Source organism: Nocardioides aromaticivorans (genome assembly GCF_013408525.1).
Classification (GTDB): domain Bacteria; phylum Actinomycetota; class Actinomycetes; order Propionibacteriales; family Nocardioidaceae; genus Nocardioides; species Nocardioides aromaticivorans.
This window is the reverse complement of the sequence record NZ_JACBZM010000001.1, coordinates 453199-479282: the sequence shown is the minus strand read 5'-3', so window position 1 is coordinate 479282 and position 26084 is coordinate 453199. Positions and strand designations below refer to the sequence as shown.

General features: G+C 72.4%; 26 protein-coding genes and 1 pseudogene. 20 read left to right on the top strand and 7 right to left on the bottom strand.

Annotated elements, in window-relative coordinates; translation table 11 throughout:
* Positions 1-17: 17 nt before the first annotated feature.
* Positions 18-2255 carry a [protein-PII] uridylyltransferase gene (locus tag BJ993_RS02235; RefSeq protein WP_179647573.1) on the top strand — a complete coding sequence of 746 codons (2238 nt, stop codon included), beginning with the start codon at positions 18-20 and terminating at the stop codon, positions 2253-2255.
* A gap of 12 nt (positions 2256-2267) precedes the next feature.
* Here BJ993_RS02235 and BJ993_RS02230 read toward each other — a convergent pair whose 3' ends face one another.
* The 4 genes from BJ993_RS02230 to BJ993_RS02215 form a co-directional block, all read right to left on the bottom strand.
* On the bottom strand, positions 2268-3056 hold the full coding sequence (locus BJ993_RS02230) for a histidine phosphatase family protein (RefSeq protein ID WP_179647572.1): 789 nt from the start codon (positions 3054-3056) through the stop codon (positions 2268-2270).
* A gap of 112 nt (positions 3057-3168) precedes the next feature.
* A complete protein-coding gene (locus BJ993_RS02225) occupies positions 3169-3453 on the bottom strand; it encodes a hypothetical protein (protein WP_179647571.1) in 285 nt (94 codons plus the stop codon).
* A 40-nt stretch (positions 3454-3493) separates the two neighbouring features.
* Positions 3494-3679 carry a YbdD/YjiX family protein gene (locus tag BJ993_RS02220; RefSeq protein WP_308645450.1) on the bottom strand — a complete coding sequence of 62 codons (186 nt, stop codon included), beginning with the start codon at positions 3677-3679 and terminating at the stop codon, positions 3494-3496.
* Positions 3676-5859 (bottom strand): carbon starvation CstA family protein, encoded by a 2184-nt coding sequence (locus BJ993_RS02215; RefSeq protein WP_179647569.1) that lies wholly within the window; start codon positions 5857-5859, stop codon positions 3676-3678. The genes BJ993_RS02220 and BJ993_RS02215 overlap by 4 nt, the downstream gene beginning before the upstream one ends.
* Before the next feature lie 184 nt (positions 5860-6043).
* On the opposite strand from BJ993_RS02215, the gene ffh reads away from it, so the two are divergent.
* The 3 genes from ffh to BJ993_RS02200 are packed head-to-tail and all read left to right on the top strand — an operon-like array spanning position 6044 to position 9151.
* Positions 6044-7612 carry a signal recognition particle protein gene (ffh, locus tag BJ993_RS02210; protein WP_036546772.1) on the top strand — a complete coding sequence of 523 codons (1569 nt, stop codon included), beginning with the start codon at positions 6044-6046 and terminating at the stop codon, positions 7610-7612.
* A 39-nt stretch (positions 7613-7651) separates the two neighbouring features.
* Positions 7652-8020 (top strand): NYN domain-containing protein, encoded by a 369-nt coding sequence (locus BJ993_RS02205; protein WP_036546770.1) that lies wholly within the window; start codon positions 7652-7654, stop codon positions 8018-8020.
* 57 nt (positions 8021-8077) lie between these two features.
* The gene (locus BJ993_RS02200) at positions 8078-9151 is read left to right on the top strand and encodes an amidohydrolase family protein (protein ID WP_179647568.1); all 1074 of its coding nucleotides are present in this window, start codon (positions 8078-8080) and stop codon (positions 9149-9151) included.
* Between the two features lie 4 nt (positions 9152-9155).
* Here BJ993_RS02200 and BJ993_RS02195 read toward each other — a convergent pair whose 3' ends face one another.
* Positions 9156-9683 carry a hypothetical protein gene (locus BJ993_RS02195; RefSeq protein WP_179647567.1) on the bottom strand — a complete coding sequence of 176 codons (528 nt, stop codon included), beginning with the start codon at positions 9681-9683 and terminating at the stop codon, positions 9156-9158.
* Positions 9684-9737: 54 nt separating this feature from the next.
* Complete coding sequence (locus BJ993_RS02190; RefSeq protein ID WP_179647566.1) at positions 9738-10520, bottom strand: hypothetical protein; 783 nt, start codon at positions 10518-10520, stop codon at positions 9738-9740.
* 308 nt (positions 10521-10828) lie between these two features.
* Between BJ993_RS02190 and rpsP the strand changes: the two genes are divergently transcribed.
* The 6 genes and pseudogenes from rpsP to BJ993_RS02165 all read left to right on the top strand — a co-directional run bounded on the left by rpsP (position 10829) and on the right by BJ993_RS02165 (position 14772).
* Positions 10829-11326, top strand: a complete 498-nt coding sequence (gene rpsP / locus BJ993_RS02185; protein ID WP_036546760.1) for a 30S ribosomal protein S16 — start codon at positions 10829-10831, stop codon at positions 11324-11326.
* A gap of 4 nt (positions 11327-11330) precedes the next feature.
* Positions 11331-11570, top strand: a complete 240-nt coding sequence (locus tag BJ993_RS02180) for an RNA-binding protein (RefSeq protein WP_036546758.1) — start codon at positions 11331-11333, stop codon at positions 11568-11570.
* Between the two features lie 94 nt (positions 11571-11664).
* On the top strand, positions 11665-12228 hold the full coding sequence (rimM, locus tag BJ993_RS02175; protein ID WP_207006338.1) for a ribosome maturation factor RimM: 564 nt from the start codon (positions 11665-11667) through the stop codon (positions 12226-12228).
* Positions 12225-12899 (top strand): annotated as a pseudogene (gene trmD / locus BJ993_RS25525) (tRNA (guanosine(37)-N1)-methyltransferase TrmD); the annotation flags it as partial. The gene rimM and the pseudogene trmD, both read left to right, overlap by 4 nt.
* Positions 12900-12935: 36 nt before the next feature.
* The gene (locus tag BJ993_RS25520; RefSeq protein WP_308645703.1) at positions 12936-13379 is read left to right on the top strand and encodes a GNAT family N-acetyltransferase; all 444 of its coding nucleotides are present in this window, start codon (positions 12936-12938) and stop codon (positions 13377-13379) included.
* 169 nt (positions 13380-13548) lie between these two features.
* Entirely contained in the window at positions 13549-14772 is a 1224-nt protein-coding gene (locus BJ993_RS02165; RefSeq protein ID WP_036546754.1) for an ammonium transporter, read from the top strand.
* 32 nt (positions 14773-14804) lie between these two features.
* Here BJ993_RS02165 and BJ993_RS02160 read toward each other — a convergent pair whose 3' ends face one another.
* Positions 14805-16058, bottom strand: a complete 1254-nt coding sequence (locus tag BJ993_RS02160) for a Fic family protein (protein WP_179647564.1) — start codon at positions 16056-16058, stop codon at positions 14805-14807.
* Between the two features lie 163 nt (positions 16059-16221).
* On the opposite strand from BJ993_RS02160, the gene rplS reads away from it, so the two are divergent.
* The 10 genes from rplS (at position 16222) to dprA (ending at position 26083) form a co-directional block, all read left to right on the top strand.
* A complete protein-coding gene (gene rplS, locus BJ993_RS02155; RefSeq protein WP_036546748.1) occupies positions 16222-16584 on the top strand; it encodes a 50S ribosomal protein L19 in 363 nt (120 codons plus the stop codon).
* 82 nt (positions 16585-16666) lie between these two features.
* Positions 16667-17512, top strand: coding sequence for a signal peptidase I (lepB, locus tag BJ993_RS02150; RefSeq protein ID WP_308645449.1), 846 nt, complete (start codon positions 16667-16669; stop codon positions 17510-17512).
* A gap of 22 nt (positions 17513-17534) precedes the next feature.
* Positions 17535-18236 carry a ribonuclease HII gene (locus tag BJ993_RS02145; RefSeq protein ID WP_036546746.1) on the top strand — a complete coding sequence of 234 codons (702 nt, stop codon included), beginning with the start codon at positions 17535-17537 and terminating at the stop codon, positions 18234-18236.
* Positions 18233-18541 carry a DUF2469 domain-containing protein gene (locus BJ993_RS02140; protein ID WP_036546742.1) on the top strand — a complete coding sequence of 103 codons (309 nt, stop codon included), beginning with the start codon at positions 18233-18235 and terminating at the stop codon, positions 18539-18541. The genes BJ993_RS02145 and BJ993_RS02140 overlap by 4 nt, the downstream gene beginning before the upstream one ends.
* A 124-nt stretch (positions 18542-18665) precedes the next feature.
* Positions 18666-20420, top strand: coding sequence for a pilus assembly protein TadG-related protein (locus BJ993_RS02135; RefSeq protein WP_179647563.1), 1755 nt, complete (start codon positions 18666-18668; stop codon positions 20418-20420).
* A gap of 174 nt (positions 20421-20594) precedes the next feature.
* Positions 20595-21086: a TadE/TadG family type IV pilus assembly protein gene (locus tag BJ993_RS02130; protein ID WP_257026790.1), complete on the top strand. Its 492-nt coding sequence runs from the start codon at positions 20595-20597 to the stop codon at positions 21084-21086.
* Positions 21086-22846 (top strand): pilus assembly protein TadG-related protein, encoded by a 1761-nt coding sequence (locus BJ993_RS02125; protein WP_179647561.1) that lies wholly within the window; start codon positions 21086-21088, stop codon positions 22844-22846. The genes BJ993_RS02130 and BJ993_RS02125 overlap by 1 nt, the downstream gene beginning before the upstream one ends.
* A gap of 128 nt (positions 22847-22974) precedes the next feature.
* Positions 22975-23343 carry a YraN family protein gene (locus BJ993_RS02120; protein WP_179647560.1) on the top strand — a complete coding sequence of 123 codons (369 nt, stop codon included), beginning with the start codon at positions 22975-22977 and terminating at the stop codon, positions 23341-23343.
* Positions 23343-24950 (top strand): YifB family Mg chelatase-like AAA ATPase, encoded by a 1608-nt coding sequence (locus BJ993_RS02115; protein ID WP_179647559.1) that lies wholly within the window; start codon positions 23343-23345, stop codon positions 24948-24950. The genes BJ993_RS02120 and BJ993_RS02115 overlap by 1 nt, the downstream gene beginning before the upstream one ends.
* A complete protein-coding gene (dprA, locus tag BJ993_RS02110) occupies positions 24947-26083 on the top strand; it encodes a DNA-processing protein DprA (protein WP_179647558.1) in 1137 nt (378 codons plus the stop codon). The genes BJ993_RS02115 and dprA overlap by 4 nt, the downstream gene beginning before the upstream one ends.
* The last annotated feature ends 1 nt before the right edge of the window (position 26084 follow it).

Here is a 26084-nt window from a genome sequence, read left to right as displayed (position 1 = left end):
GACGCCGCCACCGCCCGATGACCGCCGCCGACCGCGTCGCCCGGACCGCCGCCGCCGACGCCCTCTGCGCCAAGGCGTACGACGACGCGGGCGGCCCCGACACGGGCGTGGCGCTGGTCGCGGTCGGCGGCTACGGACGCGGCGACATGGCGCCCTACTCCGACCTCGACCTGGTCCTCGTCTCCGACGAGGGCGTGGCCGAGGAGCGGGGGGAGTGGTGGGCGGAGTTCGCCGGCCAGGTCTGGTACCCGCTCTGGGACACCGGGATGAAGCTCGACCACTCGGTGCGCTCACTGCCGGAGATGCTCACCGCCGCGGGGGCGGACGTGCGGGTCGCCTCCGGCCTGCTCGACGTGCGCCACGTCGCGGGCGACCCCAACCTCACCCTGCGGCTGCGGACCACGATCCTCGCCCAGTGGCGACGCCAGGCCCGCGAGCGGTTGCCCGAGCTGCACGAGATGGTGCGCAACCGGCACCGGCTGATCGGCGAGCTGGCGCACCTGTCGATGCCCGACCTCAAGGAGGCCGAGGGCGGGCTCCGCGACGCGACCGTCCTGAAGAGCCTCACCGCGACCTGGCTGGTCGACGTGCCGGCGGCCGACCTCGAGCGCTGCCGGGTACACCTGCTCGACGTGCGCGACGTGCTGCACGAGGCGGCGGGCCGGGCCACCGACCGGATCGCCCCCGAGTTCTGGACGCCCCTCGCGGAGGGGCTCGACCTCCCGGACGAGCGCGCGGCGCAGCGCCACGTGCGTGAGCTCGGTCGCCGGCTGACCCACCTGTCACGGCTCGCCTGGCGGCGGGCCGACGACGCGGTGCGGCGTACTCCCGCGGCGCGGCCACGGCGGCCCGAGCTCGAGCGGATCGCGGCCGGGGTGGCCCTGTCCAAGGGCGAGGTCGTGCTCGACAAGGGCGCACGCCCGGCCCAGGACCCGGTGCTCCTGCTGCGGGCGGCCGCCGAGGCCGCCACCCGCGACGCCGTGCTCGCCCCGCCTACCGCCGCGCGGCTCGTGCGCGAGTGCCCTCCGCTGCCGGTGCCGTGGCCCGACGAGGCGCGCCAGCAGATGGTCCGCCTGCTCGCCGCCGGACGCGGCCTGCTCGGCGTGTGGGAGACGCTCGAGGAGACGGGGGCGCTGGCCCGGATCCTGCCCGAGTGGGAGCGGATCCGGCTGCTGCCGCACGCCTCGGTCATCCACCGCTTCACCGTCGACCGCCACGTCGTCGAGACGTGCGTCGAGGCGGCCGCGCTGATCCGCGACGTGTCCCGCCCCGACGTGCTGGTCGTCGCCGCGCTGCTCCACGACATCGGCAAGGGCGGGCTGACCGAGCACAGCGTCGCCGGGGCGCCGATCGCCCGCGAGATCGCCGAGCGGATGGGCTTCGCGGCCGACGAGGTCGAGCTGGTCGCGCAGCTCGTGCGCTGGCACCTGCTGCTCGCCGACATCGCGACCACCCGCGACCCCGACGACCCCGCGACCATCGACGCGCTGACCGAGCACATCCGTACGCCGGAGGCGCTCGCCCTGCTGACCGCGCTCACGGAGGCCGACGCCAAGGCCGCCTCCGCCAAGGCCTGGTCGTCGTGGCGGGCCGGGCTGGTCCTCGACCTGTCCCGCCGGGCCCGCGCCGCGCTCCAGCAGGGCAGCGTCCCGCCCGCCTTCCGGGTCGAGGAGATCGAGGTCCCGCCGGCCGCCCTCGCGGGTGGCGTCTCCATCGAGGTCGCGCCCGTCGACGACGGCGCCCGGGTCACCACGGTCGCTCCCGACCGGGTCGGCCTGCTGGCCGACGTCGCCGCCATGTTCGCGCTGCGCCGGGTCCCGGTCCGGGCCGCCCGGGTCTGGTCCCAGGGCGACTACGGCGTCTCCGTGTGGGACGTCGCCGACGAGTTCCTCGACGCCGGTGCCCTGCGCAACCAGCTGGACGGCATCGCCGCCCGCCGGGTGGACCCGGCCCAGCGGCTGGCCCCGCGCCCGGCCGCCGAGGGCGAGCTCGCGCCGACGGTCGTCGTACGGCCCGAGGCGAGCGACCACGCGACGGTCATCGAGGTCCGGGCGGCCGACCGGATCGGCGTGGTCTACCAGGTCAGTGCCGCGCTCGCCGGCCTCGACATGACGGTGCGCTCGGCCCACGTCTCGACGCTCGGCCCCCAGGCCGTCGACGTCTTCTACGTGCAGGAGGCCTCGGCCGGCGCGCTCTCGGAGACGCGCGCAGCCGAGGCCGCCCACACGGTCCGGGCCGCGATCAGCCCGGAGTGACGATTCGCCCGATCAGGGGGTCGGGGAGACCACCTTCGTCGAGGCACCGGTGACCGGGTCCACCTCGTAGTAGTAGTGCGGCGAGCCGTCCGCGTTGGGCATGGCGGCAGGGTCGGGGCTGACGCCGAACGCGGTGCAGACCAGGGTGCCGTTGGGGTTGAGGTGGGCCTTGATGAACTCGGTGTTGCCCGGGAAGCGCTCCGAGAACGGCAGCTGCGGCTTGTTGGCGCAGGTCTCCGGCAGCATCAGCCCGTAGATGCCGCCGTGGGCGACGACGACACCGGTGCCGCGGTCGTTGCGGTGCTCGCGGGCGTACTGCGTCCACCAGCGCTCCCAGCGCTCCTGGACGTCGTAGTAGTCCTCGGCCCCGCCGAACGCGTTGCCGCGCGTCGACGGGTCGTTGACCCACTGGTACATGATGCCGCCGGCGATGCGCTCGTCCTTGGAGGGGAGCTCGACCTCGCGGAGGTCCTCGTCGGCGAGGACGGGGACGTCGTGGTCGGCGGCGACACCGTCGGCGGTCTGGTAGGTCCGGACCATGATCGAGGAGTCGACCGAGGCGATCGGCTCGTCGTGCAGGAACTCGACCAGCCTGGCGGCCTGCTGGATGCCCACGGCGTTGAGCTCCTCCTCCGGCACCGGGTAGACGGACTTGGCGTGGCGGACGAAGAGCAGGTCGTAGCCGGGGGAGACCTGCTTGGGCTTCGGGTCGGCGTCGGCCTGGAGGCCCACGACGGCGGGCGTCGTGGCCAGGACGGCGATCGTCGCAGCGAGGGCGGAGAGTCGGGTACGGCGCTTCATCGGTTGTCCTCCGGGTTCGGTGTGCGCGGAGGCCCGAGCATCGGGAGGAGCAGTCCGGCCCAGGGCGCCGGTCCCGGTCAGTGAGACCTGCGTCACGTCCGGGCGGGGTGGCTCAGCGGGGCTTGCGCACCTTCGCCACCCGGCGGTCCAGGTCGACGCGGACCGGCCGGTCGTCGTCGTCGTCCGGGTTGGGCGTGACGACGCCCTGGTTGTCGTGCGACTTGAGGTCGCGGTCGGCGCGCGCCCGGGCGGGGTCGAAGACGTCGATGAAGCTGCCCAGGCCGTCGGCCATCCCGCTCGAGACGGGGTTGTCCGAGCGGAGCACCCGGTTGCCGGCGACGACGACGAGCACCAGCAGGAGCAGCCCCGCCCCCACGAACACCGCCACCGTCACCATCGTCCCAGCGTAGGCCGGTGCCGGGAGCGGGGCAGCGGGATCAGCAGCAGCGCGACTGCGGGCTGTGCTCCCGCTGGTCGGCGCGGTGCCGCTCCCAGGCCCGCCGCGTCATCGGCACGGTGCCGGACGCGGCGCACCGGGCGACGTACTCGTCCCAGCGGGCCTCGCCCGTCGACTCCCGGACGAACCAGCGCAGGCCCGCCCACCAGTGGCGTACGACGCTCACTGCCGGCTCCCCGTCAGCCGCGACTCCTCCCACTCCCGCACGGCCGCCTTCTCGTCGGCCGTGGCGAAGAAGTCCGAGGGCGCGACGATCCGCGACGGCGTGGCCGGCACCTCCGTCGTGGGCAGGCCACCGGCCCGGAGGGCCCGCACCCAGACGACGGCCGCGTTGGCGACCACGACCAGGGTCAGGATGGCGAAGGTGAGCTGGAGGACGCCGTTGGTGGTGGAGTTCTGGATGACCTGGTCCATCTGGCCCACGTCCTTCGCCGGTGCGAGCACCTGGCCCGCGTCGCGGGCGTCGCGGTAGCGGTCCGCCTGCGCGAAGTAGCCGATCGCAGGGTTGTCCGAGAACACCTTCTGCCAGCTCGCGGTCATCGTCGTGACCAGGTCCCACGCGAGCGGGACCAGCGGCACCCACACCCACCGTGCCTTGCCGTGCTTGAGCATCAGCGTCACGCACACGCACAGCGCGATCGCCGCGAGCAGCTGGTTGCTGATGCCGAACAGCGGGAACAGCTGGTTGATGCCGCCCAGCGGGTCGGTCACGCCGACGTAGAGCATGTAGCCCCAGGCCGCGACGACCAGTGCGCTCGCGCCCCACGCCGCCGGCTTCCACGACGTGTCGCCGAAGCGCGGCCAGAAGTTGCCGATCGTGTCCTGCAGCATGAAGCGGCCCACGCGGGTGCCCGCGTCGACGGCCGTGAGGATGAAGAGCGCCTCGAACATGATCGCGAAGTGGTACCAGAACGCCGCCAGCCCGCCGCCGAACGCGTCGGTGAAGATCGACGAGATGCCGACGGCGAGGGTCGGCGCGCCGCCCGTGCGGGAGACGAGCGTCGGCTCCTGCACGGCTGCGGCGGCCTGGGTGAGGACGTCGGGGGAGACGGTGAAGCCCAGCGTGCCGACGAACTCCGCCGCGCTCGCGGCCGTGCCGCCGGTCGCGCCCGCGGGGCTGTTCATCGCGAAGTAGAGGCCCTGGTCGATGACGCACGCGGCGATGAGGGCGCTGATCGCGACGAAGGACTCCATCAGCATCCCGCCGTAGCCGATCATCCGGACCTGGCTCTCCTTGGCGATCATCTTCGGCGTCGTGCCGGAGGAGATCAGCGCGTGGAAGCCCGAAAGGGCGCCGCAGGCGATCGTGATGAAGACGAACGGGAAGAGCTTGCCCGCGAAGACCGGGCCGTCGCCGTCGAGCGCGAAGGACGTCACGTCCTCGTTGGCGAGGACCGGACGCGCCAGCACCAGCCCGACGGCCAGGAGCAGGATCACGCCGACCTTCATGAACGTCGACAGGTAGTCGCGCGGCGTCAGCAGCATCCACACCGGCAGCACCGAGGCGATGAAGCCGTAGACGATGAGGCAGATCGTCAACGTCTCGTGCGACAGGGTGAGCGTGTCACCCAGGCCGGTGTCGTCGATCCAGCCGCCGACGATGATCGCCAGCAGGAGCAGGGCGACGCCGATCGCGGTCGTCTCGCTGACCCGGCCCGGGCGCAGGTAGCGCAGGTAGAAGCCCATGAACAGGGCGATCGGGATCGTCAGCCCGATCGAGAAGACGCCCCACGGCGACTCCGCGAGCGCGTTGACCACGACCAGCGCGAGCACGGCGAGGATGATGATCATGATCGCGAAGACCGCGACGAGCGCGGCCGTGCCGCCGACCACGCCGATCTCCTCGCGCACCATCTGGCCCAGGCTCTTGCCGTCGCGGCGCATCGAGAAGAAGAGCACCATCATGTCCTGGACGGCGCCGGCGAGGATGACGCCGACGATGATCCAGATCGTCCCGGGCAGGTAGCCCATCTGCGCCGCCAGCACGGGGCCGACGAGCGGTCCGGCGCCGGCGATCGCGGCGAAGTGGTGCCCGAAGAGCACCCGGCGGTCCGTGACGTCGAAGTCCTGACCGTTCTCCAGCCGCTCCGCCGGGGTCGCGCGGGTGTCGTCGACCTCGAGCACCCGGTCCGCGATGAAGCGGGCGTAGAACCGGTAGGCGATCGCGTACGACGCCAGCGCCGCGAACAGGATCCACAGGGCCGACACCTCCTCCCCGCGGGAGAGGGCGAGCACCGTCCAGCAGACCGCGCCGACGAGGGCGATGCCGCCCCAGATCGCGATGCCGGCGGGTGTGAGCCGGCGCCGCCGGCCGTCCTGGCGTCGTACAGGTGTCGTGGTGGGCATGAGGATCCTCCTTGACCCCGGCGGGGTGCCCCCGATGGCACTCCCGACCACCGCGCAGGCCCCGAGCGCCAGCGCAGTACCCTCGAACGTCCACCGCAGACGTCAGGCCCGTGGGCCGTGGCGGCTACGATCGGTGTTCGAAGACCTCACTTCTACCGACGATTCCGACGAGGACGCAACGCTCTTGTTCGCCACACTGTCCGACCGCCTGTCCGCGACCTTCAAGAACCTCCGCGGCAAGGGCCGGCTCTCCGAGGCCGACATCGACGCGACCGCGCGCGAGATCCGGATCGCCCTGCTCGAGGCCGACGTCGCGCTGCCCGTTGTCAAGGACTTCGTGGCCGCGGTCAAGGAGCGCGCCCGCGGCGAGGAGGTCAGCCAGGCGCTGAACCCCGCCCAGCAGGTCGTCAAGATCGTCAACGAGGAGCTCATCGAGATCCTCGGCGGCGAGACCCGCCGGCTGCGCTACGCCAAGACCGGCCCGACGGTCATCATGCTCGCCGGCCTCCAGGGTGCCGGCAAGACCACGCTCGCGGCCAAGCTCGCGCTGTGGCTCAAGGACCAGGGCAAGGCGCCCCTGCTGGTGGCCTGTGACCTGCAGCGTCCCAACGCGGTCCAGCAGCTCCAGGTCAACGGCGAGAAGGTCGGCGTCCCCGTCTTCGCCCCGGAGCCGGGCAACGGCACGGGCGACCCGGTGTCGGTCGCCAAGGCGTCGATCGAGGAGGCCAAGCGCAAGCTCCACGACGTCGTCATCGTCGACACCGCCGGCCGCCTCGGCGTCGACGCCGAGATGATGGCGCAGGCCGCGGGCATCCGCGACGCCGTGCAGCCCGACGAGGTCCTCTTCGTCGTTGACGCCATGATCGGCCAGGACGCCCTCACCACGGCGCAGGCCTTCCTCGACGGCGTCGGGTACGACGGCGTGGTGCTCACCAAGCTCGACGGTGACGCCCGCGGTGGTGCCGCCCTGTCGATCCGCCAGGTCACCGGTCGACCGGTCATGTTCGCCTCCACCGGCGAGAAGCTCACCGACTTCGACGTCTTCCACCCCGACCGGATGGCCTCGCGCATCCTCGACATGGGCGACGTGCTCACCCTGATCGAGCAGGCCGAGAAGGCGTTCGACCAGGAGGAGGCGCTCCGCGCGGCGGAGAAGCTGACCGGCGGCGACTTCACGCTCGACGACTTCCTGGCCCAGATGCAGCAGCTGAAGAAGCTGGGCTCGATGACCAGCATCCTCAAGATGCTCCCGGGCATGGGCCAGATCCGCGACCAGATCGAGAACTTCGACGAGCGCGAGATCGACCGGGTCGAGGCGATCATCCGCTCGATGACCCCGGCCGAGCGCGCCAACCCGAAGATCATCGACGGCTCGCGCCGCTCCCGCATCGCCAAGGGCTCCGGCCGCACGGTGTCCGACGTCAACGGCCTCGTCGACCGCTTCTTCGAGGCGCGGAAGATGATGATGCAGATGGCCCGCGGCGGCGGGATGCCCGGAATGCCGGGCATGCCCGGCCTGGGCGGTCCCGGTGGCGGCAAGCGGGTCAGCGCCAAGCAGAAGGCCAAGCAGGGCAAGGGCAAGGGCGCGCGCAAGTCGGGCAACCCGGCCAAGGCCGCGCAGGAGGCCGCCGCCGCGAAGGCGAAGGCCGCCGAGGCGAAGCCGAACCCGTTCGGCATCGGCCAGGACATCGACTACGAGGCCGCGGCGGAGAACCTGCAGCTGCCGAAGGACTTCTCGAAGTTCCTGAAGTGACCGACCGGCGCGTCGGGACCCGGTAGGCCAGGAGCCGAGATGACCTCCACGCTCATCGTGGACGGCGCCAATGTCGTCGGTGCCCGCCCCGACGGCTGGTGGAAGGACCGCGCCGGTGCCGCGCAGCGGCTCCACGAGCAGCTCCTCGTCGCCGACGTCCCGTACGACGTCGTGGTGCTCGTGCTCGAGGGGCAGGCCAAGGGCGGGGTCCGCGCCGGTCGGGACGCCCACGTGCGCACCGTGCACGCGCCGAAGGACGGCGACGCGACGATCCTGGCCGAGGCGGCGAAGGCCGTCGAGAAGGGCCACCGGACGGTCGTGGTCACGGCCGACCGGGCCCTCGACGCGCGGGTGCACGGCGTCGGGGCGACCACGCTCAGCCCGACCTGGCTGCTGTCCCACCTCTGAGGATCCTCCTCGAAGGAGGACGCCGCGGCGTCGTACGACGTTGGTAGGTTCGCTCGCGTGAGTGCGCTGCGGTTCTCCGGTCCGGTCCTGCCCGACGGCGAGGTGCGCGAGCTCTTCGTCGTCGACGGCCACGTCACCTATGAGCGGCCGGCGGGTGCCGAGACGGCCGCGGAGGGCTGGATCGTGCCCGGCCTGGTCGACGCCCACAATCACCTCGGCCTCGAGGACGGGGGAGCGGTCTCCGACGAGGAGATCGAGCGGACCGCGATCGCCGACCGCGACAACGGGGTGCTGCTGACCCGCGACTGCGGTTCGCCCGCCGACACCCGCTGGGTCCACGAGCGGGAGGACCTGCCGCGGCTGATCCGCTGCGGACGCCACGTGGCGCGCACCCGCCGCTACATCCGCAACTACGGCCAGGAGGTCGAGCCCGACGGCCTGGTCGACGCGGTCGCCGAGCAGGCGCAGGCGGGCGACGGCTGGGTGAAGCTCGTCGGTGACTGGATCTCACGCGAGGAGGGCGACCTCGCGCCGTCCTTCCCCGCCGACGCGGTCGCGGCGGCGATCGAGGTCGCCCACGCGCACGGCGCCAAGGTGACGGCCCACTGCTTCGGCGAGGAGTCGCTCGCGCCGCTGCTGGACGCCGGCATCGACTGCATCGAGCACGGCACCGGCCTCACCGAGGCCCACCTCGACCGGATGGTCGCCGGTGGCGTCGCGCTGGTGCCGACGGTGCTGCAGACCTCGAAGTTCCCGGGCTTCGCGGCGGACGGCCGGGAGAAGTTCCCGGCGTACTCCGCGACCATGGAGCGGCTGTACGCCCGCCGCCGCGAGGTGCTGATGAACGCCCACGACGCGGGTGTCGCGCTCTACGTCGGCAGCGACGGCGGCGGCTCCTCACGGCACGGCGTCCTCCACGAGGAGATCCTCGCGATGGTGGAGCTGGGCCTGTCCGCCGAGACCGTCCTCGGCGCCGCCTCCTGGCGGGGGCGCGCGTGGCTCGGCTGGAACCCCGGCCTGGACGAGGGCGACGCCGCCGACTTCGTCGTCTACCCGCGCAACCCGCTGGAGGACCTCTCGGTGCTGGCCGAGCCGGCACGCGTGGTGCTGCGGGGCAAGGTCGTCGCCTGAGGGCTCAGGCCGGCGACGGCCGGCTCCGTCGGACGACGGTCACGACGATCACCACCAGCCCCGCGGTGCCGAGCAGCATCCCGAGGCACACGCCGCCGAACACCAGGCCGACCAGCCCGGGGATGCTCGGCAGCGGGCCGAGCCGCACCTCGGTGCCGGCGGCGTCGGCGCCGGGCGTGCAGGTGACCGTCAGCGTGCCGCTCCCCGTCTCGAAGGACCGGTCGGCGTCCCACTGGTTGACCTCGTAGCTGCCGTCCGGTCGCTCGAGCGTGACCTCGCCGCCATCGGCGTCGACGACCCGGCAGGTCGCGGGCCGGGCCGGTTCGACCCAGGTGCCGTAGGTCTCGTCGGCCGGCAGCGTCACCTCGTGCGGCGTGCCGTCGGCGTCGATCACCTCGACCTCACCCGCGAGCAGGCGCCACACCAGGACGCCGGCGACGACCGCGACCGCGACGGCCGCGACCATCAGGCCGACGCCGATCCAGATGCCGGTGCGGGGGGCCTTCCGGAGCGGGGGAGGGTACGACGTCATGGGCACAGCCTGCCCGGACGGGCGGCCCGGCGAAACGGGCCGCCCGTCGGGCGGTCAGCCGACCGGCTCCACCTCGGGCGTGTCCCCGCCGCCGTCGGTGCCGCCGTCGGTGCCGCCGTCGTCCCCGCCGTCGGTGCCGCCGTCGGTGCCGCCGTCGGTGCCGCTGTCGTCACCGTCCTCGGTCCCGTCGTCCCCGCCGTCGTCCGTGCAGTCCTCGGTCTCGTCGACCGTGCACTCCTCGGGCTCGGCGCTCAGCTCCTCGTACAGCGCCCAGGCGTCCTCGAGGTCGGCGTGGGCCGTGCGCACGAGCGTCCGGCCGCCGGTCGAGGTCACGCCGAGCACACCGTCGACGACGCCCTCGACGAGGTCGAGGACCTCGGGCAGGTCGACGGCGAGGTCGGCCAGCTCGGCGGCGTCGCGCAGGATCGCGACGGCCTGGAGGTAGCTCTCCACGCGGTAGGCCTTCAGCGCAGCGCGAGCGCCCCGGGGGGTCGTCGTACCGGCCGTGACGGCGGCACGCAGCTCGGCGAGCGCGGCGCGGTCCGCGGCGACGGAGGCGACGAGCACGCTCGACTGCTCCGCGGGCAGGGCGGTCAGGCCCTTCGACCTGGCGACCCGAGCCAGCGCGCGGTCCTTGACGGCGACCTGCTTCAGCGCCGCGCGGACCCGGGCCGCGGCCTTCCCGGACTTCCCGGACTTCCCGCCCGCCTTGTCCCCGTGGGAGGCGTGGACGCCGTGCGGCTTCGCGTGGGCGGCGGCCTCGGCGTGGGCGAGGGGAGCGGTGGCGAGGGCAGCCGCGGCGATGACGGCGGCGGCAGTACGACGGATCGGGTGCATGGTGGTCCTTCCACGGGCAGCAGTTCCCGACGATCGTCCGTCGCGGGGACAGGTCCTCCCCACCCCCGCGCGGCCGGTCCACGGTGGCCGGAAGGGACCACCGGACCGGGCCCCGGGTCCCGGTCGCGGAGAGGGGGCGGACAGGATTTCTTGAGCGGCGGGTCGTCTGGCAGACTTGGCGGCTGAGTTCTGCGCCTTCCGGACCCTCTCAACCGGTGGGTGCAGCGCCCATCGAGTCCGGGTCCCGGTGTTCCCCACCTGGTCGCCCGCGCCTCACCCACACTAGTTCTCAAGGAGACACCACAAACGTGGCCGTCAAGATCCGTCTGAAGCGCCTGGGCAAGGTCCGGGTCCCGCAGTACCGCATCGTGATCGTCGACTCGCGCAAGAAGCGCGACGGCGCCGTGATCGAGGAGATCGGCAAGTACCACCCCAAGGAGGACCCGTCGTACATCGACGTCGTCTCCGAGCGGGCGCAGTACTGGCTCGGTGTCGGCGCGCAGCCGTCCGAGGCCGTCGAGGCCATCCTCAAGGTCACCGGCGACTGGCAGAAGTTCAAGGGCATCGAGGGCGCCGAGGGCACCCTCAAGGTCAAGGAGCCCAAGCGCGACAAGCTCGAGGTCTTCAACGAGGCCCTCAAGGACGCCGCCAACGAGCCCAAGGGCGCCGCGGTGACCAAGAAGGCCGAGAAGAAGAAGGCCGACAAGGTCGAGGAGGCGCCGGCCGAGGCCGCCGCCGAGGAGACCCCGGCCGAGGAGCCGGCCGCCGAGGCCGAGGCTCCCGCCGCCGAGAGCACCGAGGCCTGAGTCGATGTTGGCCGACGCGCTGGAGCACCTCGTCCGCGGAGTGGTGGACCACCCCGATGACGTGGTCGTGCGCGACAAGCAGCTGCGTCGTGGCTCGGTGCTCGAGGTCCGGGTGCACCCCGACGACCTCGGCAAGGTGATCGGACGGGGCGGCCGCACGGCCACCGCGTTCCGCACGGTCATCGGCGCCATCGCGGGCAACGGCAACACCCGGATCGACTTCGTCGACACCGACCGCCGCTGACCTGACGCAGGTTCGAAGCAGCCGAACGGGCGCCTCCCCTCCGGGGGAGGCGCCCGTTCGTCGTTCCCGGCCGGCTGGCCCTAACCTCGGACCCGTGGAGAGCATCGAGGTCGTCGTCGGCCGGATCGGCAAGCCGCACGGCATCCGGGGCGAGGTGACGGTCGACGTCCGCACCGACGAGCCCGACCGGCGCTACGTCGCGGGCGCGGTCCTGCAGGCCGAGGCGCCCCGTGGCTCCGCGTTCGCCGCCCGCACCCTCACCGTCGAGCGCACCCGCTGGCACCAGGGCGTCCTCCTCGTCGCGTTCAGCGAGCTGCCCGACCGCAACGCGGCCGAGTCGGCCCGCGGCGTGGTGCTCCGGGCCGTCGTCGCGGCCGACGAGGCGCCGGAGGACCCGGAGGAGTTCTACGACCACCAGCTGGTCGGCCTGGCGGCGTACGACGTCGACGGCACCCACCTCGGCGAGCTGGTCGGCCTCGTCCACGGCGCCCAGGACCTGCTCCGCATCAAGACCCTCGACCGTCGCGAGGCGCTGGTGCCCTTCGTCAGCGCGCTGGTGCCCGAGGTCGACGTGGCCGGTGGCCGGGTCGTGATCGCCGACCGGCCGGGGCTGGTGAGCCCGTTCCCCGAGGACAGCGACGAGGAGGGCGGGGAGTGAGGCTCGACTACCTCACGATCTTCCCGGACTTCTTCGCGCCGCTGGAGCTCTCGCTCCCCGGCAAGGCCGCCGCGAGCGGCCTCCTCGAGTTCCACGTGCACGACCTGCGGCAGTGGGCGCACGACCGGCACCGCACGGTCGACGACACCCCCTACGGCGGCGGCGCCGGCATGGTGATGAAGCCCGAGCCGTGGGGCGAGGCCTTCGACGCGATCGGCGTCGACGCGGACACGACAGTCGTCTTCACCACGCCCTCGGGGGAGCCGTTCGACCAGCGGGTCGCCGAGGACCTCGCCACCCGCGGGCGGATCGTCTTCGCGTGCGGCCGCTACGAGGGCATCGACCAGCGCGTGATCGACCACGCCCGCGAGATCGCCGAGGTCCGCGAGATCAGCCTCGGCGACTACGTCCTCAACGGCGGTGAGGTGGCCGCGCTGGCCGTCACCGAGGCGGTCGTCCGGCTGCTGCCGGGCTTCATGGGCAACGCCGAGTCGCTCGTCGAGGAGTCGCACGGGGCGTCCGGGCTGCTGGAGTACCCCGTCTACACCAAGCCGCGCACGTGGCGTGGCCGCGACGTACCCGACGTCCTGCTCAGCGGCGACCACGGCAAGGTCGCGGCGTGGCGCCGCGAGGAGGCCCGCCGTCGTACGGCGCAGCGCCGGCCGGACCTGCTGCACCCCTCGGTCCTCGACGACGGCACGCCGATCGTGCGCGCCCGGCCCGGCGACGCCGGGGAGATCCTCACCCTCCAGCGCGCCTGCTGGCTGCAGGAGGCCCAGGCCAACGACACCCTCGACATCCCCGCATTGCACGAGTCGCTCGACGACGTGCGGGCCTGGCTGGGGGAGTGGGACACCTGGGTCGTGCGGCGGGCCGGGCGCCTCGTCGGCGCGGTCCGCGGGCGGCTCGAGGGCGGTGAGCGCTGGGACATCGGGCGGATCATGGTCGCCCCGGACCTGCAGGGCTCCGGTCTCGGACGGGTGCTCCTCGAGCACATCCAGGCGGTCGCGCCGGCCGAGGCGACGTCGTACGTCCTCTTCACGGGGGCGGGGAGCGTGCGCAACCAGCGGATGTACCGGAAGGCGGGCTTCCGGCTGCGGCCGGACCTGCCCGCGCCGCCGAACGCGGTCGTGCTCACCAAGCGCCGCTGAGCGGCGGTTCGGCCGGGCCCGTGTTCACCGGGGCGACACACGCTGGTGAAACCTGTAACAAGCGGGAAACGATCGTCTCCTCTGGGTGAAACCACGCGGGGTCAGAGTCGGGGCAGACGCGAGGAGCACCGCTGCTCCCGCAGGTTCCCGAGAGACCCGAGAGGTACCAATGACCGACTCGACCGCGTGGTTGCTGCTCAGCACCGCACTCGTCATCTTCATGACGCCAGGCGTCGCCTTCTTCTACGGCGGCCTGGTCAAGTCCAAGAGCGTCGTCTCCATGATGATGCTGAGCTTCGGCTCGATGGGCCTCGTCAGCGTCCTGTGGATCCTCTACGGGTTCAACATGGGCCTGCTGGACGGCGAGGGCATCGGCAACTTCGTCGCCAACCCGTTCTCCGACTTCGCCCTCGAGGACCTGTCCAAGGTGACCGACGGCTCCCCGCTCGCCGGCGTGGCCTTCGGTGCCTCGTTCGCCATCATCACGGTCGCGCTCATCTCGGGAGCCATCGCCGACCGTGCGCGCTTCTGGCCGTGGATGCTCTTCGCCGGCGTGTGGGCCACCACCGTGTACTTCCTCGTCCAGGGGTGGGTCTGGGCGTTCGACGACAACGGCATGACCGGCTGGGTCGGCAAGTTCGGCTTCGGTGACACCGCCACGATGGACTGGGCCGGTGGTACGGCGGTCCACATCAACGCCGGCGCCGCGGCGCTCGCCCTCGCGCTGGTCCTCGGCAAGCGCAAGGTCGGCTTCTCCAAGGAGGAGGCGCAGCCGCACAACGTCCCGCTGGTGCTCATCGGTGCCGCGATCCTGTGGTTCGGCTGGTTCGGCTTCAACACCGGCCTCAACACCGGCGAGGCCGGCGCGGGCCTGATCTTCCTCAACACCGTCGGTGCCCCGGCGGCCGCGATGATCGGCTGGATCGTCGTGGAGCAGTTCAAGGAGGGCAAGGCCACCGCGGTCGGCGCCGCCTCCGGTGCCGTCGCCGGCCTGGTCGCGATCACCCCGGCCTGTGCGTTCCTCACCCCGGCCTGGTCGCTGCTCCTCGGCCTCATCGCGGGCGCCGTCTGCGCCTTCGCGATCGACCTGAAGTTCAAGCTCGGCTTCGACGACACGCTCGACGTGGTCGGCATCCACATGGTCGGCGGCTTCATCGGCTGCTGGTTCCTCGGCTTCTTCGCCACCGACACCGGCCTGTTCACCGGCGGCGGCAACCTCGACCAGCTCGGCACCCAGGTGGTGACCTCGCTGGGCGTGGCGGCGTACTCCTTCGTGATGGCGTTCGTCATCGGCACGGTCATCGAGAAGACGATCGGCTTCCGCGCCAAGGAGGAGGACGAGATCGCCGGAATCGACCTGGTCCTGCACGGCGAGGGCTACGCGATCGACTGATCCACCCAGCTCCGCACGAGGCCCGCTCCGGCTCAGCCGGGGCGGGCCTCGCGCATGCGGCGGCTCGAGGCCTGGATCCGGTCGCTCAGGTCGGTGACCTCGTCGAGCACCGCGCCGGCCAGCCAGACCGGCGCACGGCGGGAGCGGGGGGCCCGGCGCAGCACCCCTGCCCTCGTCAGCGCATCGATCACCGCCGCCGCCTCGTCCTCCGGTACGTCGACCCGCTCGGCCACCAGCGCGGCGTTCACGATCGGCTGCTCGGTCAGCAGGTCCAGCGTGCGGTGCAGGGGAGTGCCCGGCCGCGAGCCGCCGACGGCCGCACCCCAGGCCCCGCGGACCTCGTTGAGCCGGGTGGCCGTCACCCACGACTCCGCGGTCGCGATCCGGACGGCCGAGGCCAGCATCGCCACCATCGTCCGTGCGGTGCCGTCGCGGTAGTCGCCGAGGGCAGCGAAGTAGCGCTCACGGTGGGACACCAGCGCCGACGCGATCGGCACGGTGAGGTGACGGGTGGCGCGGCGACGTCGGAGCACGGCGTGGATCAGTGCGCGCCCGATCCGGCCGTTGCCGTCGATGAACGGGTGGATCGACTCGAACTGGGCGTGCACGACCGCGGCCTGCACGACGGGCGGCACGTCGTCGCGGTTGGCGTAGGTGAACAGGTCGTCGAGGTAGCCGGCCACGGTCTCCGGTGGTGGCGGCACGTGGAGGGCGCCGAGCGGGGACCAGTCGCTGCCGCCGACCCAGTTCTGCGTCGTACGGAAGGTGCCGGCACGGTGGGCCTCGGACGGGGTACGACGGAACAGGTCGTGGTGGGCCTGCAGGATCGCCTCCGGGCGGATCGCGCGCGAGGTGTCGGCGTCGCGGATCATGCGCGTCAGTGCCGCCGTCGCCGACGCCATGGACACCGCCGAGGCGTTGGCGCCGACGCCGAGGAGCGCCCGCCCGTAGTCGGCGAGGCTGGCGTCGACGTTCTCGATCTTCGACGAGTCCACCGCCTCGGTCCGCAGCAGGAGGTGGTTGAGGGCGCTCAGGGTGCGCCCGTGGACGAGGTCGAGGTGGCTCAGGTCGCCCGCGCTGGCCGTCGTCATCGCCGCCAGCGAGCGGTCCATCGGCAGGTCCAGCCCGGCGACGTACGGCGGCAGGGCGACCGTGATCCGGTCCAGGCGGCGGTCGGCGGCGGGCCCCCGGGGTGCGCGCTGGCGCCAGGGCCGGACCTCGCGCGCGTGGGGCTGCCAGTCGCGCGAGGCGTCGGGAGGCGGCGCCTCCTCCGCGGGTCCGGTCATGGGAGCATCCTTCCAGCCGGGATTTCCGGTCGCGGTGACGGCTGTGCGAAGATTCTTCGTCGGTGTCGCGGACGCTTCTGCCACAGGGGAATCGTCGACCGTGCCGCCGCTTCGATCGAACCACTACTACCGCGGCTGACCTGTGGCACTCGCGAGGAGAATCATGAGCAACCCCAGCCCCGCCGTCGTCACCGAGCTCGGCAACGCCGCGAAGCGTGACGACGTCCCCGCCTTCCGCGCCGGTGACACCGTCAAGGTCCACGTCAAGGTCGTCGAGGGCAACCGGTCCCGCGTCCAGGTCTTCCAGGGTGTCGTCATCCGCATCCACGGTTCGGGCGTCGGCCGCACCTTCACGGTCCGCAAGGTCTCCTTCGGCGTCGGTGTCGAGCGCACCTTCCCGCTCCACTCGCCGATCTTCGAGCAGATCGAGGTCGTCACCTACGGTGACGTGCGCCGCGCGAAGCTCTACTACCTGCGCAACCTCACCGGCAAGAAGGCCAAGATCAAGGAGCGTCGCGAGGTCTGATCCCCGCTTCGTCCCGAAGGCCCGACCGTCATGGTCGGGCCTTCGTGCTTTCCCGACCGGGACGTGCATAGACTCGACCATCGTGACGAGCGACGAGACCGACGCCCCGGCCACCGACGGCGCCCGGGGGCGGCACGGCCACGCCGCGCCCCGCAAGCACCTGCCGGTCTGGCAGGAGAGCATCCTGCTGCTCGCCGTGGCCCTGGGCCTCGCCGTGCTGATCAAGGCACTGTTCGTGCAGGCCTTCTACATCCCGTCGGAGTCGATGGAGCCGGGCCTGGTCAAGAACGACCGGATCCTGGTCCAGAAGGTCTCCTACTGGTTCGGCGGCAACCCGTCGCGCGGCGACGTCGTCGTCTTCGAGGACCCCGGCTCCTGGCTCGCCACCGCCGACTCCCAGGGCCCGACCGGCTTCGCCAACCTCCTGTCGAAGGTGGGCCTCTACCCGACCGGCGGCCACCTCGTGAAGCGCGTCATCGGCGCCGAGGGCGACGTCATCGTGTGCTGCGACGAGCAGGGCCGGATCGAGGTCAACGGCAAGGCCATCGACGAGGAGGACTACGTCCGCCACGACTCGCGCGGCTGCGACGGCTACATCGAGTGGGTCGTCGAGCCCGACTCCTCCAAGGTGCGCCCGTGCTCGTGGACCATCGGGCCGGTGCCCAAGGGCAAGCTCTTCGTGATGGGCGACAACCGCGAGCACTCCGCCGACTCCCGTGCCCACCTCTGCAGCCCCGACGAGGACCCCTGCACGCAGAGCCCGTGGGTCGACCGCGACCTCGTGGTCGGCAAGGTCTTCACGCTGATCTGGCCCCGTGACCGCTGGCGCTGGATCAGCCGCCCGGAGGTCTTCGACGATGTCCCCGGGTCGCCGTCCGACGACCTGGTCGAGAAGGCCGAGAAGGTCGGCGTCGCCCAGGTCGGCTGAGACGGGCGACTGAGGTGCCGGCATGACCACACTGCCCCGCGGCTCGACCGTACGACGCGACGCCGGGATCTACGGCTACGAGCGCGCCCTGCGCCGCCACGGCCTCGAGCCGGTCGCCGGCGTCGACGAGGCCGGCCGCGGCGCCTGCGCCGGGCCGCTGGTCGCCGGTGCGGCGATCCTGCCGCCGGGCAAGGCCGGCATCGTCCCCGGGCTCGCCGACTCCAAGCTGCTGACCGCCGCGGCGCGGGAGCGCTGCTACGAGCAGGTCGTCCGACGCGCCCTGGCCTGGTCGGTCGTCGTGGTCTCCCAGGAGGAGTGCGACCGGCTGGGGATGCACGTCGCCAACGTGGAGGCGCTGCGGCGGGCCGTCGCGAAGCTGGCCGTCCCGCCGTCGTACGTGCTGACGGACGGGTTCCCGGTCGACGGGCTGGGCGTGCCCGGGCTCGCGGTGTGGAAGGGCGACCGGGTCGCGGCCTGCGTCGCAGCCGCGTCGGTGCTGGCGAAGGTCACCCGCGACCGGATCATGCTCGACCTCGACGAGCAGTGGCCGGCGTACGACTTCAAGACCCACAAGGGCTACATCACGGCCACCCACACCGCTGCGCTCGAGGAGCACGGACCCTCGCCGATCCACCGGATGCGCTTCGTGAACGTACGACGCGCGGCCGGACTCGAGCCGTTGCCGGAGGAAGTGGACGAGCGGCGGCTAGAGTCGGGCTCGTGAGCGCCGAGGACCTCGAGAAGTACGAGACCGAGCAGGAGCTGAACCTCTACCGGGAGTACCGCGACGTCGTCGGCATCTTCAAGTACGTCGTCGAGACCGACCGCCGGTTCTACCTCTGCAACTCGGTCGACGTGAAGGCCCGCTCGGAGGGCACGGACGTGTTCTTCGAGGTCACGATCGCGGACGCCTGGGTGTGGGACATGTACCGCCCGGCCCGGTTCGCGAAGAACGTCAAGGTCCTGACCTTCAAGGACGTCAACGTGGAGGAGCTGGCCACCTCGGACCTGGAGCTCCCGAAGTCCTGACCGGAGCGGGACTTCGTCCTGATTTCCGGCCGATGCCTTGCGTCGTCGGCCCACCTGCCGACCTCATGGTGTCAGGGACGGCATGGGGTCGTCCTGTCTGCGACACGGCATCGGGGAGGGCGCCATGTGGCGACGGCTCCGGGGCACCCGGACGGACGAGCGGGGAGCGGTCACGCTCGTCGTCGTCTTCGTGCTGGCCGTGATGATGATCGGGTCGGCCTTCGTCGTCGACCTCGGTCTCCAGCGCGTCGCCCGGTCCGACATGCAGGCGGTGGCCGACCTCGTCGCGCTGGACCTCGCCCGGGAGCTGGACGGCCGCACGGTCAGCCAGCTCCAGCCGGTGATGGACGCGGCGCTCGCCCGGAGCCTGGCCCGCAACGCCGACTCCGTCGGCGAGGACGCCGACCTCGACTACAGCCTGGGCCGGATGTGGCAGGGCGAGTTCGACGAGGTCGGCAGCGGCGTTCCCACGGCGGTCCGCGTCGGTGCGAGCACCGAGGTCGCCTTCGCCTTCGCCGCCTTCACCGGGACGGAGTCCGGCGCCGCGGCGCGCAGCGCGGTCGCGGAGAGCTCCTCGACGACGTGCTTCCGGCTCGGTTCCTTCGTGGCGGCGGTGCGCGCCGACGACAGCACCGTCCTCGCCCCGTTGAACGCGCTGCTGGGCGTCAAGCTCGACCTGGTCTCCTACAAGGCCCTGGCGGGTGCCGACGTGCGGCTGGCCCAGCTGGCCGCCTCCTCGGTCTTCGGTACGCCGGAGGAGCTGCTGTCCGGGCAGGTCCAGTACTCCGACGTGCTCGCGGCGACCATCGAGGCGCTCAGCAAGGAGCCGGGCGGCAACACCGTCGCCGTCCAGGCGCTCACCAAGATCCTCGCCTCGAACACCACGGCCACGGTCGGTGCCATCGCCCTGAGCGACGTGCTGCACGTCGCGCCGACCGACGCCGCGGCCCTCGCGGTCGACCTCGACGTGCTCGACCTCGTCGGTTCGGCTCGCCTCGCCAACGGCAAGTACTTCCTCGGGGTCCCGAACATCCAGGCCCACGTGCCCGGCGTCGGCTTCCAGTTCACCGGGGCCCTCTACCTCATCTCGGCCGCGGAGCTGGCCTGCGGCGCCCCCAACTCCGCCCAGGCCGTGGCGGACACCTCCCAGCTCGACGGCACCATCGGCATCACGTTCACCAACATGCCCAGCCTCAACATCTCCGGCCTCGGAACCCTCCAGACCGCGAAGGGCACGGGATCCCTGCAGGTCGTCGCGGGCTCCGGCAAGGGCCAGGTCGTCAGCCCGCCGGCCGTGCACTGCGGCAAGAACACGGCGGCCGACCCGACGACCTTCCGCGTCGATGTCTCGACCGGCCTGGCGTCGTACCGGCTGGAGACGAACGTGACCGTGGGCGGCGACGTCCAGTTCAAGGCGTTGCAGGACCTCGGTCTCGGCCCGCTGGTCACGAACCTGCTCGGCCTGCTCGGGCTGAACACGAAGGTGGCGATCGAGGTGGACGTCCGGCTCAGCATCGGGACCGCGAGCGCGGGCGGGACCGGTCACGCGGACCTGAAGCTCCCCCCGAACGACACGACCCCGATCTCGACGGGCTCGCCGATGGTCCTCGACCCGGCCACGGTCGTGCCGACGGTCCTGTCGGTGAAGCTCGGCGGCAAGGCGGCCAACCTCTCGGCCGTCACCGCACTCACGTCGCTGATCACGAATGCCCTCGTCACCTCGGGCAAGGGATTCTTCGAGAAGTCGCTCACCCCGCTCGTCGCGAACATCAACCAGGACTTCATCGGCCCGGTCGCGCGGATGATCGGCCTCCGGCTCGCGGGCGCCGACGTCTACGGCGTGCACGCCACGTGCGCTCGACCCCGGCTCTCGCGGTGACGCCACGGCGGGGTCACCGAGGTCATGACGGGGCTAGTCACAACGGACTAGACCCGGTCGCTCGGACGGGCAGAATCGCCCGGGAAGCGTTCCCTCGTCGTGCACGCCAGCACTAGGGTGCGGAAATCGCCACTCGGGAGGGCGTCATGGGAGCGAGGGCGGGGAGGCCGGTCGATGGGGCGTTGTGTGCTGTGGGGGCGCGCTCGAGAACGTTCGGGTGAGCGTCGGTCCGAGCGCGGGGCAGCCGCTGTCGAGTTCGCGCTGATCATGCCGATCCTGCTGCTCCTCGTCTTCGGCATCATCAGCTACGGCTACATGCTGAGCTTCCGTCAGGCGATCAGCCAGGCGGCCGCCGAGGGCGCCCGGGCCGCCGCCGTGGCCCAGGTCGCGGCGGATCGGGACGGCAACGCCCTCGACGCGGTCAACGAGGCCCTCGACAGCTACGGCGTGACCTGCTCCGGCGTCGCCGGCAACCTGCGGCGCAACGACGAGAACGTCGGGACCTGCTCGATCACGATCGCCGCCTGCGCCAACGACGCCAGCGTCCAGTGCGCCACCGTGAGCCTCGACTACGCGTACGACGACCATCCGCTCCTGCCCGTCCCGGGCGTGGGGATCGTGCTTCCCGACAACCTGGGCTACTCCGCCGTCGCGAGGGTCAGCTGATGCCGAGCCGCCGCCGCGAGAGCGGGGAGCGCGGCGCAGCAGCGGTGATCATGGGGGTCGGTCTGACCCTGGTGCTCGTGCTGATCGCGGCCTTCGCGGTCGACATCGGGATGCAGCGCACGGCCCGGCGCGACATGCAGGCCCTCGCCGACGTGGTCGCCCTCGACCTCGCCCGCAACCTGGACGGGCGGACCAAGTCCGCACTCGGGGCGACGATGGATGCGGCGATGGCGAAGAGCCTCGCACGCAACCGGGACACCATCGGCGACCTCCCCGACCTCGACTGGGACCTCGGCACGATGCAGGACGGCGCGTTCGTGTCCGGCGCCGCCGGCGACGTACCCACGGCGGTCGAGGTGACCGCGGACACGAGCGTCGACTTCGCCTTCGGCGGGGTCACCGGCGTCGCCAGCGGTGACGCGGGGCGCCGGGCAGTGGCGGAGTCGGTCGAGTCGGCCTGCTTCCGTCTGGGGTCGTTCATCGCCTCCCTCGACAGCAGCCAGGGGACCCTGCTGAACCCGCTGCTCGGGGGGCTCCTCAGCAGCAGCCTCAACCTCAGCCTGGTCAGCTACAAGGGCCTGGCCGCCGCCAATGTGTCACTCCTCGACCTCGTCGAGGTCGGCGGCCTGGGAGTGGGCACCGTCGACGAGCTCCTGGAGCTCGACAACGTCTCGGTCGGAGCGCTCTTCATCGCCGCGGCGAAGGTGCTCGACTCCCAGGGCAAGCTGGTGGAGGCCAACCTCCTGCGCGCCATCCCCATCGGTGCCAGCACACCCCACATCAGCATCGGCGACATCCTCGACGCCGCGCCGACCGACGCGGCCGCCCTCGACGCGCAGGTCAACGTCCTGGACCTGGTCACGGGCGCGGCCCTGGTGGCCAACGAGGGTCACGCGATCAACATCCCCAACCTCGGGATCACGCTGCCCGGGCTCGTCAGCACGACCACCACGCTCACCGTCATCGAGTCGCCGCGGACGAAGTGCGGGCGCAAGGGCACCACGAACGAGACGGCCCAGGTCCGGCTCAAGCTGACCGGGACGATCCCGGCCAAGAACCTCAACGTCTCCATCCTCGGCCTCGCGAACGTCGGCGTCGCGCTGGACCAGACGCAGGTCAGCGTCGACATCGACCTCGGCAAGGCGGTCGCGCAGCTCATGGCCGTGACCTGCAACGCCTCGGGACCGGACTCGATCAAGGTCGACCTCGCCTCAGCCGTCGTCGGCGGCATCAACGTGACCGCGTCCCTGGGTGCCCACCTCAACGTGACCGTGCCGCTGCTGGGTAGCGGCGGGCTGCTGAACCAGATCCTCAGCCTGCTCGGCCTCGGCAGCCTGCTGAACCCACCCGAGATCAAGCTCGACACGGGGCTGACCCTCACGGCCAGCTCGTCCGGTGTGAGCACCTTCGACAAGATCGTCACCGTCCCCCTGCCGGGTGGCTACACGACTCCGGTCGGGAGCGGGAGCGGGATCATCCTCGGCCCGACGACGGCCACGACGTCGGGAACCACGAAGATGACGGTGGTCTACGGGCTGTTCGGCACCCAGACCAAGGCGGTCCTCAACGCGGACCCGCTCTACAGCACCGTGCTCAACCCCATCCTGTCGGGCGTCGCCTCCTCGTTGAACCCGCTGGTGACGGCCCTCCAGTCCGCGCTGATCACGCCGCTGTCGAAGTTGCTCGGCCTGCAGCTCGGCGGCGCCGACGTCTTCGCGGTGCCGACGCCGGTCTGCAACGGAGTACGGCTCGTCGGGTGACCCCATGCGTCCCGCGCGTGGCCTGACCGTCCAGGTGTGCGCGGTCCTCCTGTGGACGACGGGTGGTCGTCCACAGGGCGCCGCTGCCCGGCCCGGCGCCGCCGGCCTTGACCGCCACGCTGGCGGGCATGACGACGACAGCGCAGGCCCGGCGGGCGATCGGGGCGTACGGCGAGGGACGGGCCGCCCGGCACCTCGCCGATCTCGGGATGATCGTGCTCGAGCGCAACTGGCGGTGCGACGAGGGCGAGATCGACATCGTGCTGCGCGAGGGCGCGACCCTCGTCGTGTGCGAGGTCAAGACGCGCACCAGCCTGGTGGCCGGCAGCCCGCAGGAGGCGATCACCGACGACAAGCTCGCCCGGCTCAAGCGGCTGGGGGAGCGGTGGGCCGGCGAGCGCGGCATCCGCCCCGACGGCATCCGGATCGACCTCGTCGCGGTCCTCGTCCCGCGGCGCGGCGCCCCGTCCGTCGAGCACGTGGTAGGGCTCCTCTGATGGCGTTCGCCACCACGCACTGCGTCGCGCTCGACGGCGCCCGTGGCCACCTGATCGACGTCCAGGCCGACGTGTCGAACGGGCAGGCCGGAGTGGTCGTCGTCGGGCGTGCCGGTGCCGCGCTGCGCGAGGGGCTCGACCGGGTCCGGATGGCGATCGTCAACAGCGACCTGAAGTGGCCGGCCGCGTTCCGCACCACCATCCTGCTCTCGCCCGCGGACCTGCCGAAGGGTGGCACCCACTTCGACCTCGCGATGGCGGTCAGCGTGCTGGCCGCGACGGGACAGGTGGAGCATCCCCAGGTCGCGGGGACGGCGTTCATCGGCGAGCTGACCCTCGCCGGCGGGCTGCGGCCGGCGGTCGGGGTCCTGCCGATGGTCATGGCTGCGGTGAGCCGGGGCGTGCGGCGGGTCGTCGTACCGGAGCCGCAGGTCGAGGAGGCGCGGATGGTGCCCGACGTGGTGGTGATCGGGGTGCGGTCCCTGGCGCAGGTCGTCGCCGTCCTGGTCGGGGACCTGCCGCCGGACGCACCGCCGGTGGCGTCGGCCTCGGGCATCCACCTCGTGCAGTGGCGCGGCTCCGACCGCCTCGACGACCTCGACCTCGCCGACCTCCGCGGGATGCTGGACGAGAAGTACGCCGCCGAGGTTGCTGCGGCGGGCGGCCACGCGCTGATGCTCTCGGGCGCCAAGGGGTGCGGCAAGACCAGCCTCGCCGAGCGGCTGCCGACCATCCTGCCCGACCTGACGACCGAGGAGTCCCTCGAGCTCACCGCGCTGCACTCGCTGGCCGGTGCGCTCGACCCCGCCGCCGGGATGCTCACCCGCCCACCCTTCGCTGCGCCGCACCACGACGCCAGCAAGGTGAGCATCATCGGTGGCGGCCACGGCCGCATCCATCCCGGCGAGATCTCCCGGGCGCACTGCGGGGTCCTCTTCCTCGACGAGTTCCCCCTCTTCCGCTCCGACGTCATCGAGGCGCTGCGCCAGCCCCTGGAGAGCGGTGACATCACGATCGCGCGACGCGACGAGTCGATCACCCTGCCCGCCGGCGGGATGCTCGTGGTGGCGAGCAACCCGTGTCCCTGTGGCAACTACACCGCCAACAACCGCACCAACCACTGCACCTGTCCCGAGCCCGTGCGGCGGCGCTACCAGGGCCGCCTGTCGGGACCGATCGCCGACCGGATCGACATCCTCCGTCACGTGCGCCCCGCCTCGCCGGCGAGCCACGACCCGTTCCAGCCGGCCGAGTCGTCCGCGACGGTGCGGGAGCGCGTCGCGGCCGCGCGCGAGCGCCAGCGCCTCCGGTTCGCGGGTCACGGGTGGCGCCTCAACGCGCAGATCCCGAGCCCCCGGCTCAAGGACACGTGGCCCCTCGCCGACGAGGCCCGGCGGCTGATCGACAACGAGACCTACGCCGGACGCCTGGGCGCACGGGGCGCCGTCCGTGTGCAGCGCCTCGCGTGGACGGTCGCCGACCTGCGGGCGGTCCGCTCGGGTCGCGACGTCCCGCCGGGTCCGGGCGAGGTCGAGGTCGCCCTGCGGCTGCGGATGGGCCGGGCGCTCGACGCCCGCACGGTCCGCGGCGCGGAGGGTGCGGCATGAGCGTGAGCGAGGAGGAGCGGGTGGCGAGGGCGACCATCAGCCTGGTCGCCGAGCCGGGCGACCTGCGCGTCCTCGGGCTGAGCCGCCAGTTCGGGCCGGCAGGCTTTCTCGAGGTGCTCCGCGACCACGCCGACCTCCGCGACACCTTCACCGCGGCCGCGGGGCGCCTGGCGACGGTCCAGCCGGAGCGGGTGCTCGCGAGCGCCGCGAGCCGGGGGATCCGGTTCGTGGTCCCGGGCGACGCCGAGTGGCCGCGCCAGCTCGACGACCTCGACGCCGCCGGGGCGCTGCAGGAGCGCGGCGGCGTCCCCGCCGGCCTGTGGGTCAGGGGGCCGCAGCGCCTGGACGAGCTCGCGGACGCGGTCGCGGTCGTGGGGTCGCGGTCGTCGACGACCTATGGCGACGAGGTCGCCGGCGACCTCGCGGCCGTGGTCGGGGCCGCCGGCCGCCCGGTGGTCAGCGGAGGCGCGTTCGGCGTCGACTACGCGGCCCATCGAGGAGCCGTGGCGGCGGGGGCGAGCACGGTGGCGGTGCTGGCCTGCGGCGTCGACCGGGCCTACCCGGCGGCGCACCGGGCGATGCTCGAGCACCTCGCCGAGCACCACCTCGTCGTCTCCGAGGCGCCGCCCGGAGCGTCGCCGTTCCGGATCCGGTTCCTGGCCCGCAACCGGTTGATCGCAGCGCTCTCGCGCGGCACGGTCGTGGTCGAGGCCGCCCTGCGCAGCGGTGCGCTCAACACCGCCAACTGGGCCGAACGGCTCAACCGCGTCGTGATGGGGACGCCCGGCCCGCTGACGAGCGTCGCCTCCGAGGGCGTCCACCAGCTCATCCGCCGCGGTGGCGCCGCCCTCGTCACCGGTGGAGCAGACGTGCTCGAGCTGGTGGGCTCGGCGGGGGAGCAGCTGGTCGCCGACGCCCGGGCGCCCGAGCAGCCTCGCGACCGGCTCAGCGTGCGGGCGCGGCAGGTGGTCGACGCGGTCCCGGTCGCGGCACCGGCTCCGTCGGAGTCCGTCGCACTCGTGGCCGGTCTCGGTGTCACGGAGGTCGACCGCATCCTCAGCGGGCTCGAGGCCGACGGCCTGGTGGAGCTGCTGCCGACCGGGTGGCGACTCACCGAGCGGGGGAGGCGGTGAC